Genomic DNA, 20,056 nt, shown 5'->3' with positions numbered 1-20,056 from the left:
CGCGACCTACTGAGGGCCTATAGCTCAGTTGGTTAGAGCAGGGGACTCATAATCCCTTGGTCGTAGGTTCGAGTCCTACTGGGCCCACCATCTCTAAAAGCCGCGCACTGCGCGGCTTTCGCGTTTCTGGCGGTCCCCCCAAGCACCACTGGCCATGAGCCTGTAACATGCTCCCCCATTGCCGCCCACGCCGGAGCCCATCTTGTCCGCCACCCGCCCTCCCGTTCTCGATGAAATCGACCGCCAACTAATCGCCGCCTTGCAGCTCAACGCCCGTGAAAGCGTGGCAATGCTCGCCCGGCAATTGGGGATTGCCCGCACCACGGTGACCTCGCGCCTGGCGCGTCTGGAAAAGACTCAGGTGATTACCGGTTATGGCGTGCGCCTTGGCCAGCGGGTGGTGGATGGGGGGCTGCAGGCTTATGTGGGGATCACGGTGCAACCGCGTTCCGGCAAGGAAGTGCTGCGCCGACTCAGTGCCATGGCTCAGGTCCAGCAGTTGTGTGCGGTCAGTGGTGAGTTTGACTATGTAGCCTGGCTGCGCACCGACTCACCGGAGCAGCTGGATCAACTGCTGGACCAGATCGGCAGTGTCGATGGGGTAGAAAAGACCACCACCTCGATCATCCTCAGCAGCAAACTGGATCGCGGCCAGCCAATCTGACCGCCATCTTCGTCACTTCGACTAAAAACAAATCAAACCGACGACACATTGCGTCTTATTAACGAGCGCTACGCTCCCTAGAATGGCTGCCATCTTTTCCTATACTTCACGGGTCGTGCCCCGCGGAGTTGCCAGCAAGGTCAGCCATGAACGCCACCCACAAGAACAATCGCCACCCTGCAGACGGTAAAAAACCTATCACCATCTTTGGTCCGGACTTCCCGTTCGCCTTCGATGACTGGATCGAACACCCGGCCGGGCTGGGCAGTATTCCTGCCGCCAACCACGGCGCCGAAGTGGCGATTGTCGGCGCGGGTATTGCCGGGCTGGTAGCCGCCTACGAGCTGATGAAGCTCGGTCTCAAGCCGGTGGTGTATGAAGCCTCGAAAATGGGCGGGCGCCTGCGCTCCCAGGCGTTTGAAGGAGCCGAAGGCATCATCGCCGAACTGGGCGGCATGCGTTTCCCGGTGTCGTCGACGGCGTTCTACCACTATGTAGATAAGCTGGGGCTGGAAACCAAGCCCTTCCCCAACCCGTTGACGCCTGCCTCCGGCAGTACCGTGATCGACCTGGAAGGCCAGACCCATTACGCACAGAAACTCGCCGACCTTCCTGCGCTGTTCCAGGAAGTGGCTGACGCCTGGGCCGACGCCTTGGAGGCCGGTTCGCAGTTCAGCGATATCCAGCAAGCCATTCGCGACCGCGATGTACCACGACTCAAAGAGCTGTGGAACACCCTGGTGCCGCTGTGGGATGACCGCACCTTCTACGACTTCGTCGCCACGTCCAAGGCGTTCGCCAAGCTGTCGTTCCATCACCGCGAGGTGTTCGGCCAGGTAGGTTTTGGCACCGGTGGCTGGGACTCGGACTTCCCCAACTCGATGCTGGAAATCTTCCGGGTGGTGATGACCAATTGCGACGACCACCAGCACCTGGTGGTCGGTGGCGTGGCGCAGGTGCCCATGGGGATCTGGCGCCACGTGCCGGAGCGTTGCGCCCATTGGCCAGCCGGCACCAGCCTCAGCTCCCTGCACCATGGCGCGCCCCGGGCTGGGGTCAAGCGCATTGCCCATGCTGCCGACGGGCGTTTCGCGGTCACCGACAATTACGGCGACACCCGGGAATACGCCGCCGTGCTGACCACCTGCCAGAGCTGGCTGCTGACCACTCAGATCGAATGCGACGAAAGCCTGTTCTCGCAAAAAATGTGGATGGCTCTGGATCGCACGCGCTATATGCAGTCGTCGAAAACCTTTGTCATGGTCGATCGGCCTTTCTGGAAGGACAAAGATCCGGAAACCGGCCGCGACCTGATGAGCATGACCCTCACCGACCGCCTGACCCGTGGCACCTATCTGTTCGACAACGGCGACGACAAGCCGGGGGTTATTTGCCTGTCCTACTCGTGGATGAGCGACGCCCTGAAAATGCTGCCGCAGCCTATTGATAAACGGGTGAAGCTGGCCCTCGATGCGCTGAAAAAGATCTACCCGAAAGTCGACCTCAAGGCGCGGATCATTGGCGACCCGATCACCGTCTCCTGGGAGGCCGACCCGCACTTCCTCGGCGCGTTCAAGGGCGCGCTGCCGGGCCACTACCGCTATAACCAGCGCATGTACGCGCACTTCATGCAAAAGGATATGCCGGCCGAGCAGCGCGGGATTTTCATTGCCGGCGACGACGTATCCTGGACCCCAGCCTGGGTCGAAGGCGCAGTGCAGACCTCACTGAACGCGGTTTGGGGCATCATGACCCACTTCGGTGGCAGTACCCACCCGCAAAACCCAGGGCCTGGGGATGTATTCGACGAGATCGGCCCTATCGCCCTGGCCGAATAAGGAGTCAAGCCATGCGTGTCGCCCTGTACCAATGCCCGCCATTGCCGCTGGATGTGGCCGGCAATCTCAAGCGCCTGCATAGCGTCGCCCATGAGGCGTCCGATGCAGATGTGCTGGTGCTGCCGGAGATGTTCCTCACCGGCTACAACATCGGTGTTGAAGCAGTGGGCGCGCTGGCCGAAGCGCAAGATGGGCCATCGGCACAAACCATTGCCGAACTGGCACAGAACGCGGGCCTGGCAATTCTGTACGGCTACCCGGAGCGCGCCGAAGATGGGCAGATCTACAATGCCGTGCAACTGATCGACGCCAATGGCCAGCGCCTGTGCAACTACCGCAAGACGCACTTGTTCGGTGATCTCGATCACTCGATATTCAGCGCCGGCGGCGACGAATTCCCCATCGTCGAGTTGAACGGCTGGAAGCTGGGATTCCTCATCTGCTACGACCTGGAGTTCCCGGAAAACACCCGGCGTCTGGCCCTGGCCGGCGCCGAGTTGATCCTGGTACCGACGGCCAACATGGTGCCCTTCGACTTCGTCGCGGATGTCACCGTGCGGGCACGGGCCTTTGAAAACCAGTGCTATGTGGCCTACGCCAACTATTGCGGGCATGAGGACCAGATCCAGTATTGCGGGCAAAGCAGCATCGCGGCGCCGAATGGCCAACGTGTCGCCCAGGCCGGCCTGGATGAAGCGCTGATCGTCGCCACCCTCGACCGCCAGGCGATGCGCGACGCGCAAGCGGCCAATCACTACTTGGCAGACCGGCGCCCCGAGCTATACGCAGCGCTGCACAAGCACTGACCGCCGCGCTTTGCGCTAGCATAGGCACTTCCTACGTTCTGGAAGTGCTCATGCCTGTGCCGGCCCACCCTCATTATTTACAACTGACCCTGGCCAATGGCCTGCGGGTTTCCCTGCGTCATGCCCCACGCCTCAAGCGCTGTGCAGCAGCCTTGCGGGTAGCGGCTGGCAGCCATGACGCGCCGTTGGCCTGGCCGGGGCTGGCACATTTTCTCGAGCACCTGTTGTTTCTCGGCACCGAGGCTTTTCCTGCACCCGACGGTTTGATGGCTTACGTGCAGCGCCACGGCGGGCAGGTCAACGCCAGTACTCGCGAACGCACCACCGACTTCTTCTTTGAAGTGCCCACCCCGGTGTTTGGCGACGCGCTGCAGCGCCTGGGCGATATGCTCACCCACCCACGCCTGGCCATGGACGAGCAACTGCGCGAGCGTGAGGTGTTACAGGCGGAGTTTGTCGCCTGGTCCCAGGATGCCGAGGCACAGCTTCAAGTCGCGATACTTGAAGGCCTAGCAACTGGGCATCCGCTGCGGGGGTTTCATGCGGGTAATCGCGACAGCCTGCCGGTGCCACAGGAGGATTTCCAACAAGGGTTGCGCGGGTTTTATCAAGACTTCTATCAAGCCGGGCAAATGACCTTGAGCCTTGCCGGCCCACAGTCGCTCGAGGAGCTGCAAGCCCTGGCCCAGTGCTTTGCCGACAGCCTGCCCTCAGGCCACCTACGCCCGCAGCAGGCGCCACCGGCATTGATGGACGGCGATCAACATCGCTATCAACACCTCGACAAACAGCATCTGCACCACCTCATCGCCTGTAATGCACCCCGTGAAGCCTTGGAGTTCCTCTGCACCTGGCTGAATGCCGAAGCGGCCGGTGGTTTGCTCGCCGAGCTAAAAAGCCGGGAGTGGGCCAGCGCGCTACATGCCAAGGTGCTGTACCAATTCGCCGGGCAGGCGCTGCTGGATATCGAATTCACCCTGGGGCCAAAGGGTTCACAACAGGCCCCGGCCATCGAAGCACTGTTAAACGACTGGCTGGGCTTTTTCGCTCACAGCGACTGGACGGCGCTGCGTGAAGAGTACGCCGTGCTGGTCGACCGCCAGCGACAAGTCCGTGGTGCCCTGGCTCTGGCGCGCCAGGACAGTGAACACCTCGAGGCGCAACTTTCCGAGCCCCACTGCCAGGCCCTCAAGGCCATGCTGAATACGCTACAACCGACGCCCGCGCAACAGGCCTGGCAACTGCCGCCGAGCAATCCATTCCTGCAGCGGCCCCCCCAGGAACAACGTCCCGGACTGATTCGTGGCCAGACCAGCGCCCATCGCGGCTTGCGTACCTTTGCCCAGGACCGCTCCCGTGGCCGGCGCGAACTGCCAGGCCTGTCGTTCAGCCAAGCATTGCCTGCCGATAGCGACGAAGGCGCCCTTTACCTGCGCTGGCAACTGGATTCGCCCGCGCAGGGCTTGGGCAACAGCCTGCAAACACTGCGGACCAACGCCCGTCAGGCCGGAGTGGAATTATCCTTCGAAGCCGTAGGCAATGACTGGCTGCTGAAAATGAGCGGGCTGCATGAACCGATGCCGGCCATCGTCGAGCAACTGGCACGGGACCTGACCCGGCCCGCTGCTAACCTTTGGCACAACGCACTCGCCAGCCCGGCGCCGCAGATGGCCATTCGCGAACTGCTCAAGGTACTACCGACATGTTTTGCCGACACCGCTAACGGCAACGCGCTACCTGACCGGTGGGCCACCGCTCGCTGGCAAGGCTTGGGCATTGGCCTGCCGGCTGCGTGCGAAATGGCGATCAAAAATGCGGCGGCACGTCTACCCGGACACTGCACCGACAGTGAACACAAAGCCCTGTCCATCAACGGCCAACATCGCTGGCAAACCGTCACAACCGATGGCGACGAAGCCGCCTTGCTGCTGTTTTGCCCGGCCCCCAGCCAATCCCTCGCAGACGAAGCCGACTGGCGGTTGCTCGCTCACCTGGCGCAGGTCCCGTTTTACCAACGCCTACGTGTCGAGTTGCAAGTGGGCTACGCAGTATTCAGTGGCATCCGACAGGTCAATGGGCAAACCGGCCTGCTGTTTGGCGTGCAGTCGCCCAATGTCGCGCTTGCGAGCCTGCTCGAACACATCCAGGCCTTCCTCACGCAACTGCCAGCCTTGATCAAGGGGAACGACGACTTGGGCAACACCATCCTGGCCCAGCAGTTCTCGCCACAGACACTGCCCAACGCCCAAGCCGCCGAGTTGCTCTGGCAGGCGCATTTGGCGGGGCATGGCGCGGACTATCTTGAGCAACTGCAACAGCTGATCCAGGCCCGCAACCGTCAGAACCTCGTCGATGCGGCGCAGCAACTCAAGCAAGCCGCCGGCGGCTGGCAGTGCCTGGCCAATGGTGCGGCGGTGGGCGATTACTGGCAGCAATGAAGCGGATCGTTGCCGATGCTGCAACAGGCTTTTTCTGCCAAGACAGCGCTAGCTCAGCGAGAAATGGGTAATATTCCCACACACATCTGAACATCTCCGCCAGGAGGTGGACTATATGTATTACTTGGTAGTAAACGTCCCATCCCTTCGTAGGAGTATGAATATGACTTGGTCCAAACCTGCTTACACTGATCTGCGTATCGGTTTTGAAGTCACCATGTACTTCGCCAGCCGCTGATTGCTTTTGTATTGCAACGCCTCGGCTCGCCGGGGCGTTTTTATTTTGAGTCTTGTGTGAAGGAGCGGCGATGTTTGTCCAGATTCTAGGTTCAGCCGCCGGTGGTGGCTTCCCGCAGTGGAACTGTAACTGTGTGAACTGCGCCGGCTTTCGCGACGGCAGCCTGCGGGCCCAGGCGCGCACCCAATCGTCCATCGCCCTCTCCGATGACGGCGTGAACTGGGTGCTGTGCAACGCTTCGCCGGATATCCGCGCCCAATTGCAGGGATTTGCACCGATGCAACCCGGCCGCGCACTGCGTGATACCGGGATCAGCGCAATCATCTTGATGGACAGCCAGATCGACCACACCACCGGCCTGCTCAGCTTGCGTGAAGGCTGCCCGCACCAGGTATGGTGTACCGACATGGTCCATGAAGACCTGAGCACCGGTTTCCCGCTGTTCACCATGCTGACCCATTGGAATGGCGGCCTGGATTGGCAACGCATCGAGCTGGATGCCAGCTTCACCATTCCCGCCTGCCCCAACCTGCGCTTCACCCCGCTACCCCTGCGCAGTGCCGCGCCGCCATACTCGCCCCATCGGTTCGACCCGCACCCCGGTGACAATATCGGCCTGATCGTCGAAGACCTGCGCACCGGCGGCAAACTGTTCTATGCCCCGGGCCTGGGCAAAGTGGACGCGCCACTACTGGAAATCATGGCCGGCAGCGACTGCCTGCTGGTGGACGGCACGATGTGGGATGACGATGAAATGCAGCGCCGTGGCGTCGGCACCCGCACCGGCCGCGAAATGGGCCACCTGGCCCAGAACGGCCCCGGCGGCATGCTAGAGGTCCTGGAGCAACTGCCCCAGCAGCGCAAGGTGCTTATCCACATCAACAACACCAACCCGATCCTCGACGAAGACTCGCCCGAGCGCGCCGAGTTGGCCCGGCGCAATGTAGAAGTAGCCTACGACGGCATGAGCATTGAACTGTAGGAGAGCCCCAATGACCGATACACCGCTGAACCCCGCCGAGTTTGAACAGGCCTTGCGGGCCAAGGGTGCCTTCTACCATATCCACCATCCCTACCACGTGGCGATGTATGAAGGCCGGGCCACCCGCGAGCAGATCCAGGGCTGGGTCGCCAACCGCTTCTACTACCAGGTGAATATCCCACTGAAGGACGCCGCGATCCTGGCCAACTGCCCGGACCGGGAAATCCGCCGCGAGTGGATCCAGCGTTTGCTCGACCATGACGGCGCCCCCGGCGAAGACGGCGGCATCGAAGCCTGGCTGCGCCTGGGCCAGGCAGTGGGCCTGGACCCGGATCAACTGCGCTCCCAGGAACTGGTGCTGCCCGGCGTGCGCTTTGCCGTGGATGCCTACGTCAATTTCGCCCGCCGGGCCAGTTGGCAGGAAGCCGCCAGCAGCTCGCTGACCGAGCTGTTCGCCCCGCAGATCCACCAATCGCGCCTCGATAGCTGGCCCCAGCATTACCCGTGGATCGACCCTGCCGGCTACGAATACTTCCGCACCCGCCTGGGCCAGGCCCGGCGCGATGTCGAACACGGGCTGGCGATCACGCTTACGCACTACACCACCCGCGCCGGCCAGGAGCGGATGCTGGAGATTCTCCAGTTCAAACTGGACATCCTTTGGAGCATGCTCGATGCCATGAGCATGGCCTACGAACTGAACCGCCCGCCCTATCACAGCGTGACCGCGCAGCGGGTCTGGCATAAAGGGATCACCCTATGAGTTTCGACCGCAGCAAAAAACCGACGTGGCGCCAGGGTTATCGCTACCAGTACGAGCCGGCGCAAAAGGGCCATGTGTTGCTGTACCCCGAAGGCATGATCAAGCTCAACGACAGTGCGGCGTTGATTGGTGGCTTGATCGACGGTGAGCGCAGTGTGGCGGCCATCATTGGCGAGCTGGAGCAGCAATTCCCCGGCGTGCCCGAACTCGGTGAAGACATCGAGCAATTCATGGAGGTCGCACGTGCAGAGCACTGGATCGAACTTGCCTGACAAGCCCGAGATTGGCCTGCCGCTCTGGTTGCTCGCCGAGCTGACCTATCGCTGCCCGCTGCAATGCCCGTATTGCTCCAACCCGCTGGACTTCGCCGAGCAGGGCAAGGAGTTGAGCACCGAACAATGGATCAAGGTGTTTCGCGAGGCCCGGGAAATGGGCGCGGCGCAATTGGGGTTTTCCGGAGGTGAGCCGCTGGTGCGCCAGGACCTCGCCGAGCTGATCAGTGAAGCCCGCAAGCTGGGGTTCTATACCAACCTGATCACCTCCGGCATCGGCCTGACCGAGCAGAAGATCAGCGACTTCAAAAAGGCCGGCCTGGACCATATCCAGATCAGCTTCCAGGCCAGCGACGAACAGGTGAACAACCTGTTGGCTGGCTCCAAAAAGGCCTTCGCGCAGAAGCTGGAAATGGCACGGGCAGTGAAAGCCCATGGTTATCCGATGGTGCTGAACTTCGTCACTCATCGACACAATATCGACAAGATCGACCGCATCATCGAGCTGTGTATCGCCCTTGAGGCGGACTTTGTCGAGCTTGCCACCTGCCAGTTCTATGGCTGGGCCCAGCTCAACCGCGTCGGCCTGCTACCTACCCAGGAACAACTGACCCGCGCCGAGCGCATCACCAACGAATACCGCGCCAAGCTGGAAGCGCAAGGTCATCCGTGCAAGCTGATCTTTGTCACACCGGACTACTACGAAGAACGCCCGAAGGCCTGCATGAATGGCTGGGGCAGTATCTTTCTGACAGTAACGCCAGACGGCACCGCCCTACCTTGTCATGGCGCCCGACAGATGCCGGTACAGTTTCCCAATGTGCGCGACCACAGCATGCAGCACATCTGGTACGACTCGTTTGGCTTCAACCGCTTTCGCGGCTACGACTGGATGCCCGAGCCGTGCCGCTCGTGCGACGAGAAAGAAAAGGACTTCGGCGGCTGCCGCTGCCAGGCGTTCATGCTGACCGGTGACGCCAGCAACGCCGACCCTGTGTGCAGCAAGTCTGCCGATCACGGCATCATCCTTAATGCCCGCCTCGAAGCCGAGCACGCCACGCAGACCATCGAGCAATTGGCTTTTCGCAATGAGCGAAACTCACGGCTGATCGCCAAAGGCTGACGGCTCAGCGCTTGGCGATGATGTACACCGCATGCACGATACCTGGGATGTAGCCGCACAGGGTCAACAGGAGATTCAGCCAGAATGCGCCGGCGAAGCCCACTTGCAGGAACACACCCAAGGGCGGCAACAGAATGGCGATGATGATACGAATGAAGTCCATGGGTCAGCTCCAAAAAATCGGCTCGTGTGAGCCGTACAGCTAATCGACCCTGGCCGCGCGTGAGGGTTCAGTGGAATCTGGCACCGGGCCATCCTCCTCAGGCGAGGATGTCCAACCCGTGCTTTTGCACAATGCTCAATAGCTTGAGCGCCATACCACTGGGTTGCTTCTCGCCGGATTCCCATTGCTTGACTGTCGAGGCGCTGGTGTTCAGGTAGCGGGCGAACACCGGCTGGCTGACATGGCTACGTTCGCGCAGCTGCTTGATCTGGGCGGCAGGTATCTGCGCCGGCACAGGCGCAATGCATAGCTCATCGAACTGCCGAAGGGTGGTCTTGCTGATGGCGCCAATCGAATGCCGCGCGCTGGCCGATTGGTGAATGGACTCCAGCGCTTCAGTTTCATATTTTTTGCGCATGATCTATCTCCACAAACTCCCTGAGATCCAGTAATTGCTGGATCTGTATTTCGTTTAAGCCTTCATAGGCCTTTGCCAATGCCCTAAACCCAGCCAATTCCTTGTGGCGGATATTGCTTTGACCTTGCTTGGCGAACAGAAACTGATAAACCCAGTAATGCCTGCCCTTTGCCAAAACGATGGAACGATGCCGGTTGTGATTGAGGCGTTTCTTCCAGACTCCACCACCCAAGTTATCCGCCTGGCCCCTGAGCATTTCGCCAAATGCCTCCCCCAATTCCGAATCGCAGGTCCAGGCTTTGCTGGCGGCATCAGCAAAATGCCGGCTTTGAACAGTCTGAGATTCATAGGCATCCCTTCCCACAAACATACCACCCAGTGGTAGACATTAAAAATAGGGCACGCACAAAAATCTCAGCCCCCTACCGGCACTCCCTGCCGGCGCCCGCAAAAAAGCCATTTTTTTCGACGGATCTCAAGCCTCCTTTTCAATCCAAAAATGACACACAAAAAAACGCCCCCAGCCAAAAAAATCAGGCTGGAGGCGCCGCGTATAACGCGAGACGGTTCAGGAATAAGGGTTAAACAGCGATGCCCTTGCGGCATTGCAGTTGGGCGGTGTGCACGCGGGAAAACGCGCGGGCCAGACGCAGCAGCATTTCGTCAATATTGCTCTTGCTTAGCGTCAGCGCCGGGGTAAAGCGCAGGCAGTCGGGTCGTGGGGCATTGAGGATCAAGCCTTCATACAGTGCCGCCTTTACCACGGCATCTGCCGAATCATCCGACAAGGTCAGGCCCCACAACAGGCCCTGGCCTCGCAGTTCGCCCTGTCCATAGCGGTGAGCAACACGGGCCAGGCCTTCGCCCAGGTACTGCGCGGTATCACGTACGTGTTCGAGGAAGCCGTGCCCCAACACGCTATCGAGCACGGCGACGCCGGCCGCAGCCATCAGCGCATTGCCGTGGTGGGTGCCTTCGAGCTCACCCAGTTCAAAACAACAGGCTTTGCCACGGGCCAGCAACGCCGCCAATGGCACTCCGCCCCCAAGGCCTTTACCCAGGGCGACGATATCGGCGCGCACACCGTAGCGCTGTTCGGCCAGCAAGGTGCCGCAACGCCCGATCCCGGTCTGCACTTCGTCGAGGATCAGCAGGATCCCCAGCTCCCGGCACAGCCGCTCCACCCCCTTGAGGTAATGCTCGGTGGCCGGAACGACGCCGGCGTCGCTCTGGATCGGCTCCAGCATGATCGCCACGGTTTGCGCATCAACGGCGGCATGCAAGGCCGGCAGATCGTTGAACGGTACGTGGCAGAAGCCCGGCAGTTGCGGCTCGAAACGATTGTCGCCAGCACCTGCCGAGGCCGCCAGTGTCGCCAGGCTGCGGCCGTGGCAAGCGTTGCTGGCGGTGATGATGCGGTAGGCGCCGCCACGATGCAGTTGGCCCCACTTGCGCGCCAACTTGATGGCCGCTTCGCAGGCTTCTGCACCGCTGTTGAGCAGGTAGGCCTGGTCGCTACCGGTGCTGTGGCACAGGCGGTCCACCAGGTTCAGTTGGCTGCGGTTGTGCAGCCCGATGCCAGGGTTGAGCAGCGCTTGCGCCTGGTCAGCCAGCGCACGCACCAGTACCGAGGGGCTATGGCCGAGACTGTTGGCTGCGCCGCCCTGGGTAAAGTCCAGGTAGGCACGGTCTTCACTGTCCCACAGCCAGGAGCCCTGGCCGCGTACGAAAACCTGTGGCGGACGGGCCACGGTGGGCATCAGGGATTGGCTGGAAAGCTCATCGCGCAGCATCGGTTTTTTCGCGTCCAGTAACAGGTCATCCAGACTCGGTGCCGGGCGGCGCAGGTTGAACAGATTCATGCCTGCACACCCCGCAGGCTGTTGGCAACCCTCGATTGACGGAAGCCCGGCAAGTCGTTTTTTGCCTTGCCTATGTAAACACCATCGCTGTAAACGGTATTCATCGCGCTTTCTGGCCCTGTAAGCCTTGTGAATAGGCGCTAGACTAGGCGCCTTGGGGGCGTACAGCCATTTCGATTTTCCAGCTTTTTCGATAAGCGTTACTTATGGATTTCAAGCAACTGCGTTATTTCGTCGCGGTGTACGAAGAGGGCCATGTAGGCCGGGCTGCCGAGCGCCTGTCGATCTCCCAGCCGGCGCTGTCGCAGCAGATCCGCCAGTTGGAGCAGCACCTGGATGTGAGCCTGTTCGAACGCAGCAGCAAGCGCCTGTTGCCAACCCTGGCCGCCCACACCTTGTACAACCACGCCCTGCCGCTGCTCGATGGTATGCAGCAAGCCGTCGAGGCCCTGCGGCATTTCAAGGGCCAGGCGCTGCGCACCCTGGCCATCGGCGTGCTGCAAACCGTGCATACCAGCCTGGTGCCGCAGATGCTGGAGCGGGTACGCAAGGCCCAGCCGCACCTGGTGGTGCAGATCTACGAGCTGACGGGCCTTGAGATCGAACGCCGCCTGCTCAATGGCTCGCTGGACATTGGCATCAGCTACCTGCCGGCACGCCAGCCCGGTTTGCACGGTGTGCTGCTGTATGAAGATGAACTGAAAGTGGTCATCCCGGCCGACCATCCCTTGCGTGAATTCAAGAAGGTCTCCCTCAAGCAGGCGGCGGAGTTGCCCATGCTGTTGTTGGGCGAAGAGTTCCAGGTCAGGCAGATCTGGCAAGCGCAACTGGCGAACCTGGGGCGTCGGCCCCAGGTGCAAGCCGAGCTGAACACTATGGTGGGGATTCTCGACAGCCTGCCTCATACCAAACTGGCGACGGTACTGCCCGGCCGATCACAGGACGAACACAGCAGCCAGGCGCTGCTATGGAAGCCCTTGAGTGAGCCACGGGTACCGCTGAAGGTGGGGTTGGTGTGCCGGGATGTACAACGTCAGCAGGCAACGTTGGCATTGCTGCGCACCTTGCTCGAAGACGTGATGAATGGTCCACATGGGCCGACGGCCACGGTAGACGGGCTGGCCTGAACTTTTTCGCGGGCAATAAGAAAACCCCGCCGAAGCGGGGCTTTGCAGACTGTTTCCCTGACATCCATTTCACTCCGCCATCCTGGCAGAATCCTACGTGTCCCTGTTGTTGCTTTGCGCTTCCTGCGCGACGTCCATGTGAAGTAGATTAGCTGTGGATCCAATCTGGCGATAGAGGACGATTAGCAGCACGTCATGTAAGAGAATGCTTACACGCCCTCTTCGGCTTAGAACTGCGCTTCGTCCAGCAGGAACAGCGATTCACTGCCGGCCTTCACCGAAGCACTCAAAGAGTGGATACGCGGCAGCAGGCGGGCAAAGTAGAAGCGCGCCGTCCCCAGTTTGCTGGCGTAGAAGTCCTCCTCGGCCTCTTTGCCCAAGGCGGCCTTGGCCATCAGCGCCCACATGTAGGCGTAGGCCATGTAGCCAAAGGCGTGCAGATACTCCACCGAGGCCGCACCGATTTCATTCGGGTTGCTCTTGGCGCGGTCCAGGACCCAGGCAGTCAAGGTGTCGAGTTCGTCCACCGCAGCACTCAGCGGCTGAATGAACTCGGCCAGGTCACTGTTGGCAGTGGCGATGAAATGGCGGATCTCATCGGCGAACAGGGTGTAGAACGCCCCGCCGCTGCCAACGATCTTGCGCCCCATCAAGTCCAGCGCCTGGATGCCGTTAGTGCCTTCGTAGATCTGAGTGATGCGCACATCCCGCACCAACTGCTCCTGACCCCACTCGCGAATATAGCCATGACCACCGAAAATCTGCTGGCCGTGCACGGTGGTTTCCAGGCCCAGGTCGGTGAGGAACGCCTTGGAAACCGGGGTCAGCAGCGCCACCAGGTCATCTGCGCGCTTGCGGGTCGCGGCGTCTTCGCTGAACTTGGCGGTGTCCAGTTGCATCGCCACGTAAGTGGAGAACGCCCGGCCGCCTTCGTTCGCGGCCTTCATGGTCAGCAACATGCGACGCACGTCAGGGTGGTTGATGATCGGGTCGGCGATCTTGTCCTTGGCCTTGGGGCCGGTCGGCGAGCGGCTTTGCAGGCGGTCACGCGCATATTCGACCGCGTTCTGGTAAGAGCGCTCGCCGGTCGCCAGGCCCTGGATACCGACACCCAGGCGCTCATAGTTCATCATGGTGAACATCGCCGCCAAGCCACGGTTCGGCTCGCCAACCAGATAGCCAACGGCTTCGTCGAAGTTCATTACACAGGTCGCGGAGGCCTGGATCCCCATCTTGTGCTCGATCGAGCCACAGGTCACCGGGTTGCGCGCGCCCAGGCTGCCATCGGCATTGACCATGAACTTGGGCACCAGGAACAACGAGATGCCCTTCGGCCCGGCCGGGGCGTCCGGCAGCTTGGCCAGCACCAGGTGGATGATGTTTTCGGTGAGGTCGTGTTCGCCACCGGTGATAAAGATCTTGGTGCCGCTGACCTTGTAGGAACCGTCCGCCTGCGGCTCGGCCTTGGTACGAATAATCCCCAGATCGGTACCGGCATGGGGCTCGGTCAGGCACATGGAACCGGCCCACACACCCGAGTACATATTCGGCAGATAAGTGGCTTTCAGTTCGTCACTGGCGTGGGTGTTGATCGACACGCAGGCGCCGGACGTCAGCATCGGGTACAGGCCAAACGCCAGGCCCGAGGAGTTGATCATCTCTTCGACCTGGGCCGAGACCGCCTTGGGCATGCCCATGCCGCCGTAGGCAGGATCGCCACCAACGCCCACCCAGCCGCCTTCGGCGTAGGTCTTGTAGGCCTCGGGGAACCCGGCCGGGGTGGTGACCACGCCGTTGTCCCAGCGGCAACCTTCCTCGTCGCCATTCCGGCTCAACGGGGCGATGGTCTTGGCGGTGACTTTACCGGCCTCCTCAAGGATCGCCTCGACGGTTTCAGCATCCACGGTCTCGGCCAGGGCCGGCAATTGCGCCCACAGCTTGGCAACCTCGAATACTTCGTTGAGGACGAAGCGCATATCGCGCAGCGGCGCTTTGTAGTCAGCCATGGCAAACCTCGTGAGAACGTTAAAAGTGATTCGGTAGGATCGGTTTCACAGACCCAGAGTGTAACCGAACAACTTTTGTGACACATAGGGTCTGCTTGTGACCAATTGGTATTTTACAGTCACGCCAACAGTTATAAGGCGAACAATTCGGCGGGCAAACTCATCAGGCAATCACTGCCCGCCTCCACCGCCGCACGATGGGCACTGGTGCGCGGCAACAGGCGCTTGAAATAAAACTCACAGGTCACCAGCTTGCCCCGGGCGTAATCCCCATCGCCACTGCCCGCATCCAATTGCGCCTGGGCCACCAGGGCCATGCGCAACCACAGGTAGGCATGGATGATGTAACCGCTGTACATCAAATAATCCAGGGCGGCGGCGCCGACTTCATCAGGGTTTTTCATCGCGGCCATGCCGACCTTGGTGGTCAACTCGCCCCATTGCTGGTTCAGCTCGTTGAGCTGTGCAACCTGGGCCTTGAGTTGCGGGTGCTCGGCATTCGCCGCACAGAACTTATGCACAATCTTGGTAAAGCCGCGCAGCAACTTGCCCTGGCTGCCCAGCACCTTACGCCCCAGCAAATCCAGGGCCTGGATGCCGTTGGTGCCTTCATAGATCGGCGCGATGCGACAATCGCGCACCAACTGTTCCATGCCCCACTCGCGGATAAAACCGTGGCCGCCGAACACCTGCATGCCGTGGTTGGTCACTTCCAGGCCGGTCTCGGTCATAAAGGCTTTGCAGATCGGGGTGAGGAACGCCAGCAAATCCTCGGCTTCCTGGCGTTGCTGCGGGTCGTCGCTCAGGTGTGCGGTGTCCAGCAGTTGCGCGGTGAAGTACGTCAGGGCGCGGTTGCCTTCGTTGAAGGCTTTCATGGTCAGCAACATGCGCCGCACATCGGGATGCACGATGATCGGGTCCGCCGGTTTGTCCGGGGCCTTGGCGCCGGTCAGGGCGCGCATCTGCAGGCGGTCGTTGGCGTACTTGATCGCGCCCTGGAAGCTCGCTTCACCCAGGCACAGCCCCTGCATGCCGGTGCCCAGGCGCGCGTGGTTCATCATGGTGAACATGCAATTGAGGCCTTTATTGGCCTCGCCGATCAGGTAGCCCTCGGCACCATCGAAATTCAGCACGCAGGTGGCCGAAGCCTTGATCCCCATCTTGTGCTCGATGGAGCCGCAACTGACGCCATTACGCGCCCCGCTATCGGCGAGGAACTTGGGCACGATAAACAGCGAAATACCCTTGGTGCCAGCAGGCGCATCCGGCAACTTGGCCAACACCAGGTGGATGATGTTTTCACTCATGTCGTGCTCGCCGGCCGAGATGAAGATCTTGCTGCCGGTCACCGCGTAGCTGCCATTGGCCTGGGGCACGGCGCGGGTCTTGATGATGCCAAGGTCAGTGCCGCAGTGGGCTTCGGTCAGGCACATGGTGCCCGTCCACTGGCCGGCGGTGAGCTTGGTCAGGTAGGTGTCTTTCTGCTCTTGAGTGCCATGGGCGTGGATCGCCGACATGGCGCCGTGGGTCAGGCCGGGGTACATGCCCCAGGAGGTGTTGCTGGAGCCGATCATCTCGCTGAGCACCAAGCCCAGGGAAGACGGCAAGCCCTGCCCGCCGTAGGCCGGATCCGCCGCCAGGCCGTGCCAGCCGCCTTCGACGTATTGCGCGAACGCTTCCTTGAAACCTTTGGGTGTGGTCACCACGCCATTGTCGAAATGGCAGCCCTCTTCGTCCCCCGGACGGTTCAACGGCGCCAGCACGTTCTCGCAGAACCTCGCGCCTTCTTCGAGGATTGCGCTGACCATGTCCGGGCTGGCCTCGGTGGCGCCCAAAGCAGCGTAGTGAGCGGGGAAATCAAACACGTGATCAATCAGAAAGCGCATATCGCGCAGGGGAGCTTTATAGGCAGGCATGGTGATGTCTCCGGCGGCAGATGACTCAAACCTACTGCCGCCAGGAGCCCCGGACAATCACTGTACAGACGCTGAATACACCACCATCACTCAACCGGCAGCGCCCTGCATGCGCACCGCGCCACGGCGGTTCTGGCCGGCCGCCACCACACAGTTGCGCCCGGCGCCCTTGGCGTTGTACAGCGCCTGGTCGGCGGACTTGAGCACTTCTTCGGGGGTGCGCTGCTCGGCCTGGCGCTCGGCGACGCCGATGCTCACGGTCACCGACACACTATTCGCCCCCGTGCCCGAACGGCGCTGGCGCCCCTGGTGATCGTCCTGGGGGCGGCTGTCGGGGTTACGCAACTTGATGTGGTAGTTGGCAATGATCTCGCGGATTTCTTCCAGGTGCGGCAGGCATTCATCCAGGGTCTTGCCGGCAAACACCACGGCAAACTCTTCGCCGCCATACCGATAGGCCCGGCCGCCGCCGCTGACTTTCGACAGTTTGCTGGCGACCAGCCGCAGCACCTGGTCACCGACGTCGTGGCCATGGGTGTCGTTGAATCGCTTGAAGTGGTCGACGTCGCTCATCGCCAGCACATAGTTGCGCCCCAGGCGCTGCATACGCTCGTTGAGGGCGCGGCGTCCGGGCAGGCCGGTGAGTTCATCGCGAAAGGCCATCTGATAGGCCTCGTGGGACACACCTGCAGCAATCATCAACATCACCTGGCTGCACATGATGTTCAGGGTGAACGGCAGGATAAAGGTCTGCGGCAACATCCAGAACATCCCCAGCAATCCCACCAGCTGTGCCGCATGCAACGGCCGCGGTTCGCGCCAGTACTGGGCCGCCAGTGCGACAAAGCCCAGCAGGAACATCGGGTACGACAGTTGGATCAAGCTCATCCACGCGCCATGCAATGCCGGCCAGCGAATTTCCGCCAGCCAGTTGAGCAACGGCCCCGGGTAACTCTGCTCCAGGCCCAGGGCCACGCTGCCTACGGCGAGCAGCACCGCGCAGCGTGCGACAAAGTCGCGGAACAGGTGGGTTTTCTCCTGCCACAGGGCATAAATGCTGAACAGCATCGGCAACAGCAGGCACACCAGATGGAACACCACGGCGGCGTCTTCGCGCACACGGCCATGGTCGCGGTAGAAATCGGTCTGGGTGTCCAGCAGGAAGTAGGCGACATACACCGTCACCATCAAGAACAGCTCACGCTGGCGACGGTACACCGTGCAATAGGCCCCCCCGAGCAACAGCACCAAGGTCGGCAGGACATTGAACAAGGAGGTGAAGAAGACGTTGAGGTCCTTGACGTAAGCAGCCGACAACCCCGCCAGCAATAACAGCAACGACGGTAGGAAATGACTGAAACGTACAGCAGACGCGCGCGACAAGGGTAAAGCTCCGACCCACAAAAAAGATGGCATAGTGCCTTCACTGAACACAGTTAAGCACACTCAATGTGACCTGTATCACATTGCCACCACTGTAACGGCAGCCAGGCGCAATCCCTGAGCGCGCTACTCAGGTTTTTTCATGCGCCCACAAAAAAGCCGCCGCTCCCGGAAGAGCGGCGGCTTGGCAGGGAACCCGCCGGGGCTTAGTAGCCCAGGTCGAAGTTCTCTTCTTTCATGTCCATCAGGTTGTTGGCGCCCGACAGCATGGTGGCTACGTGGGTGCGGGTGCGCGGCAGGATGCGCTGGAAGTAGAAGCGCGCAGTCTGCAGCTTGGCGGTGTAGAAGCCTTCTTCGCTGGTGCCGGCAGCCAGTTTTTCAGCAGCCAGGCGCGCCATCTCGGCCCAGAAGTACGCCAGGCAGGCATAACCGGAGTACATCAGGTAGTCCACGGACGCGGCACCGACTTCTTCACGGTCCTTCATGGCAGCCATGCCGACCTTCATGGTCAACTCGCCCCATTCCTTGTTCAGGGCAGCCAACGGTGCGACAAACTCGCTGACCGCTGCGTTGCCTTCGTTGGCCTGGCAGAACTTGTGCACGATCTTGGTGAAGCCCTTGAGCGCTTCGCCCTGGGTCATCAGCACTTTACGGCCGAGCAGGTCCAGGGCCTGGATGCCCGTGGTGCCTTCGTACAGCATCGAAATGCGGCTGTCGCGAACGTTCTGCTCCATGCCCCACTCGGCGATGAAACCGTGGCCGCCGTAGATCTGTACGCCGTGGTTGGCGGACTCAAAACCGACTTCGGTCATGAACGCCTTGGCGATCGGGGTCATGAACGCCAGCAGGCCATCTGCCTGTTTCTTGGCTTCGTCGTCGGTGCCGTACTTGACGATATCCACTTGCTTGGCGGTGAAGTACACCATCGCACGGTTGCCTTCGGCGAAGGCTTTCATGGTCAGCAGCATGCGGCGCACATCAGGGTGCACGATGATCGGGTCAGCGGCCTTGTCCGGCGCTTTCGGGCCAGTCAGGGAGCGCATCTGCAGACGGTCACGCGCATATTTCAGGCCACCCTGAAAACCAATCTCGGCGTGGGCCAGGCCTTGCAGTGCGGTACCCAGACGAGCGGTGTTCATAAAGGTGAACATGCAGTTCAGGCCTTTGTTCGCCGGGCCAATCAGGTAGCCGGTGGCCGCGTCGAAGTTCATTACGCAGGTGGCGTTGCCATGGATGCCCATCTTGTGTTCCAGGGAACCACAGGACACCGCGTTGCGCTCACCCACCGAACCATCGGCGTTGGGCAGGAACTTAGGCACGATAAACAGCGAAATGCCTTTGGTGCCAGCCGGAGCATCCGGCAGGCGGGCCAGTACGATGTGGACGATGTTATCGGCCATGTCGTGTTCACCGGCCGAGATGAAGATCTTGGTCCCGGAGACTTTGTAGGAACCGTCGGCCTGAGGCTCGGCCTTGGTGCGCAGCATGCCCAGGTCGGTGCCGCAGTGCGGTTCGGTCAGGCACATGGTGCCGGTCCACTCGCCCGAGACCAGTTTGGTCAGGTAGGCATCCTGCTGCTCGGGGGTACCGTGCTCGGAAATGGTGTTCATCGCGCCATGGGACAGGCCTGGGTACATGCCCCACGACCAGTTGGCTTCACCGACCATCTCGCTAACGGCCAGGCCCAGGGATTCCGGCAGGCCTTGGCCGCCGTGCGCGACGTCGTGGGCCAGGCTCGGCCAGCCGCCTTCGACGAATTGCTTGTAGGCTTCTTTGAAACCAGTAGGGGTTTTAACGCCTGACTCGCTCCAGGTGCACCCTTCGATGTCACCGACGCGGTTCAACGGGGCCAGCACTTGCTCGCAAAACTTGGCGCCTTCTTCGAGAATGGCGTCAACCATGTCTGGGGTAGCGTCCTGGCAAGCCGGCAGACTCTGATAGTGCGCTTCGTAGCCGAGCAGTTCGTCACGAACGAAGCGAATATCACGCAAGGGGGCCTTGTAGTCAGGCATAGCGATAAACCTCTGCTGATGAATCCTGGAATGAACAACCGCGTG

Annotated in this window: 18 protein-coding genes and 1 tRNA gene; 11 read left to right on the top strand and 8 right to left on the bottom strand. The window is 61.1% G+C overall.

Annotated features, from left to right (window positions below):
• The first annotated feature begins 13 nt into the window (after positions 1–13).
• The 10 genes from HBR93_RS08930 (at position 14) to pqqE (ending at position 9,124) form a co-directional block, all read left to right on the top strand.
• Positions 14–90: transfer RNA gene (locus HBR93_RS08930), tRNA-Ile, on the top strand.
• A gap of 112 nt (positions 91–202) precedes the next feature.
• Positions 203–664: an Lrp/AsnC family transcriptional regulator gene (locus HBR93_RS08925; protein WP_057440306.1), complete on the top strand. Its 462-nt coding sequence runs from the start codon at positions 203–205 to the stop codon at positions 662–664.
• Positions 665–810: 146 nt separating this feature from the next.
• Entirely contained in the window at positions 811–2,502 is a 1,692-nt protein-coding gene (locus tag HBR93_RS08920) for an NAD(P)/FAD-dependent oxidoreductase (RefSeq protein WP_057960801.1), read from the top strand.
• Positions 2,503–2,513: 11 nt separating this feature from the next.
• Positions 2,514–3,308, top strand: a complete 795-nt coding sequence (locus HBR93_RS08915) for a carbon-nitrogen hydrolase family protein (RefSeq protein WP_169960144.1) — start codon at positions 2,514–2,516, stop codon at positions 3,306–3,308.
• A 50-nt stretch (positions 3,309–3,358) separates the two neighbouring features.
• Positions 3,359–5,746, top strand: coding sequence for a pyrroloquinoline quinone biosynthesis protein PqqF (pqqF, locus tag HBR93_RS08910; protein WP_169960143.1), 2,388 nt, complete (start codon positions 3,359–3,361; stop codon positions 5,744–5,746).
• Between the two features lie 163 nt (positions 5,747–5,909).
• Positions 5,910–5,984 (top strand): pyrroloquinoline quinone precursor peptide PqqA, encoded by a 75-nt coding sequence (pqqA, locus tag HBR93_RS08905; RefSeq protein WP_003194766.1) that lies wholly within the window; start codon positions 5,910–5,912, stop codon positions 5,982–5,984.
• Between the two features lie 70 nt (positions 5,985–6,054).
• The gene (pqqB, locus tag HBR93_RS08900) at positions 6,055–6,966 is read left to right on the top strand and encodes a pyrroloquinoline quinone biosynthesis protein PqqB (RefSeq protein ID WP_057440302.1); all 912 of its coding nucleotides are present in this window, start codon (positions 6,055–6,057) and stop codon (positions 6,964–6,966) included.
• Positions 6,967–6,976: 10 nt separating this feature from the next.
• A complete protein-coding gene (pqqC, locus tag HBR93_RS08895; RefSeq protein ID WP_057960803.1) occupies positions 6,977–7,729 on the top strand; it encodes a pyrroloquinoline-quinone synthase PqqC in 753 nt (250 codons plus the stop codon).
• On the top strand, positions 7,726–8,001 hold the full coding sequence (pqqD, locus tag HBR93_RS08890) for a pyrroloquinoline quinone biosynthesis peptide chaperone PqqD (protein WP_032858571.1): 276 nt from the start codon (positions 7,726–7,728) through the stop codon (positions 7,999–8,001). The genes pqqC and pqqD overlap by 4 nt, the downstream gene beginning before the upstream one ends.
• Positions 7,973–9,124 carry a pyrroloquinoline quinone biosynthesis protein PqqE gene (gene pqqE, locus HBR93_RS08885; protein ID WP_057440300.1) on the top strand — a complete coding sequence of 384 codons (1,152 nt, stop codon included), beginning with the start codon at positions 7,973–7,975 and terminating at the stop codon, positions 9,122–9,124. Before pqqD ends, pqqE begins: the two co-directional genes overlap by 29 nt.
• Positions 9,125–9,128: 4 nt before the next feature.
• On the opposite strand, the gene HBR93_RS08880 is transcribed toward pqqE, so the two are convergent.
• The 4 genes from HBR93_RS08880 to HBR93_RS08865 all read right to left on the bottom strand — a co-directional run bounded on the left by HBR93_RS08880 (position 9,129) and on the right by HBR93_RS08865 (position 11,567).
• Entirely contained in the window at positions 9,129–9,287 is a 159-nt protein-coding gene (locus tag HBR93_RS08880; protein WP_081044318.1) for a YqaE/Pmp3 family membrane protein, read from the bottom strand.
• A gap of 97 nt (positions 9,288–9,384) precedes the next feature.
• A complete protein-coding gene (locus tag HBR93_RS08875) occupies positions 9,385–9,705 on the bottom strand; it encodes a DNA-binding transcriptional regulator (protein WP_169960142.1) in 321 nt (106 codons plus the stop codon).
• On the bottom strand, positions 9,689–10,069 hold the full coding sequence (locus HBR93_RS08870; RefSeq protein ID WP_346266847.1) for a type II toxin-antitoxin system RelE/ParE family toxin: 381 nt from the start codon (positions 10,067–10,069) through the stop codon (positions 9,689–9,691). The genes HBR93_RS08875 and HBR93_RS08870 overlap by 17 nt, the downstream gene beginning before the upstream one ends.
• A gap of 217 nt (positions 10,070–10,286) precedes the next feature.
• Positions 10,287–11,567, bottom strand: a complete 1,281-nt coding sequence (locus tag HBR93_RS08865; RefSeq protein WP_169960140.1) for an aminotransferase class III-fold pyridoxal phosphate-dependent enzyme — start codon at positions 11,565–11,567, stop codon at positions 10,287–10,289.
• Between the two features lie 206 nt (positions 11,568–11,773).
• On the opposite strand from HBR93_RS08865, the gene HBR93_RS08860 reads away from it, so the two are divergent.
• Entirely contained in the window at positions 11,774–12,694 is a 921-nt protein-coding gene (locus HBR93_RS08860) for a LysR family transcriptional regulator (RefSeq protein ID WP_057960806.1), read from the top strand.
• 227 nt (positions 12,695–12,921) lie between these two features.
• On the opposite strand, the gene HBR93_RS08855 is transcribed toward HBR93_RS08860, so the two are convergent.
• The 4 genes from HBR93_RS08855 to HBR93_RS08840 form a co-directional block, all read right to left on the bottom strand.
• Positions 12,922–14,700, bottom strand: a complete 1,779-nt coding sequence (locus HBR93_RS08855) for an acyl-CoA dehydrogenase C-terminal domain-containing protein (RefSeq protein ID WP_057960807.1) — start codon at positions 14,698–14,700, stop codon at positions 12,922–12,924.
• A 131-nt stretch (positions 14,701–14,831) separates the two neighbouring features.
• The gene (locus HBR93_RS08850) at positions 14,832–16,616 is read right to left on the bottom strand and encodes an acyl-CoA dehydrogenase C-terminal domain-containing protein (protein WP_115129147.1); all 1,785 of its coding nucleotides are present in this window, start codon (positions 16,614–16,616) and stop codon (positions 14,832–14,834) included.
• 90 nt (positions 16,617–16,706) lie between these two features.
• On the bottom strand, positions 16,707–17,999 hold the full coding sequence (locus HBR93_RS08845) for a GGDEF domain-containing protein (protein ID WP_057960809.1): 1,293 nt from the start codon (positions 17,997–17,999) through the stop codon (positions 16,707–16,709).
• 206 nt (positions 18,000–18,205) lie between these two features.
• The gene (locus HBR93_RS08840; protein ID WP_057440295.1) at positions 18,206–20,011 is read right to left on the bottom strand and encodes a phenylacyl-CoA dehydrogenase; all 1,806 of its coding nucleotides are present in this window, start codon (positions 20,009–20,011) and stop codon (positions 18,206–18,208) included.
• Between the last annotated feature and the right edge of the window lie 45 nt (positions 20,012–20,056).

Source organism: Pseudomonas sp. WS 5411 (assembly GCF_012985595.1).
In the GTDB taxonomy this organism is placed as follows: domain Bacteria; phylum Pseudomonadota; class Gammaproteobacteria; order Pseudomonadales; family Pseudomonadaceae; genus Aquipseudomonas; species Aquipseudomonas shahriarae.
This window is presented reverse-complemented; position numbering and strand designations above follow the sequence as displayed.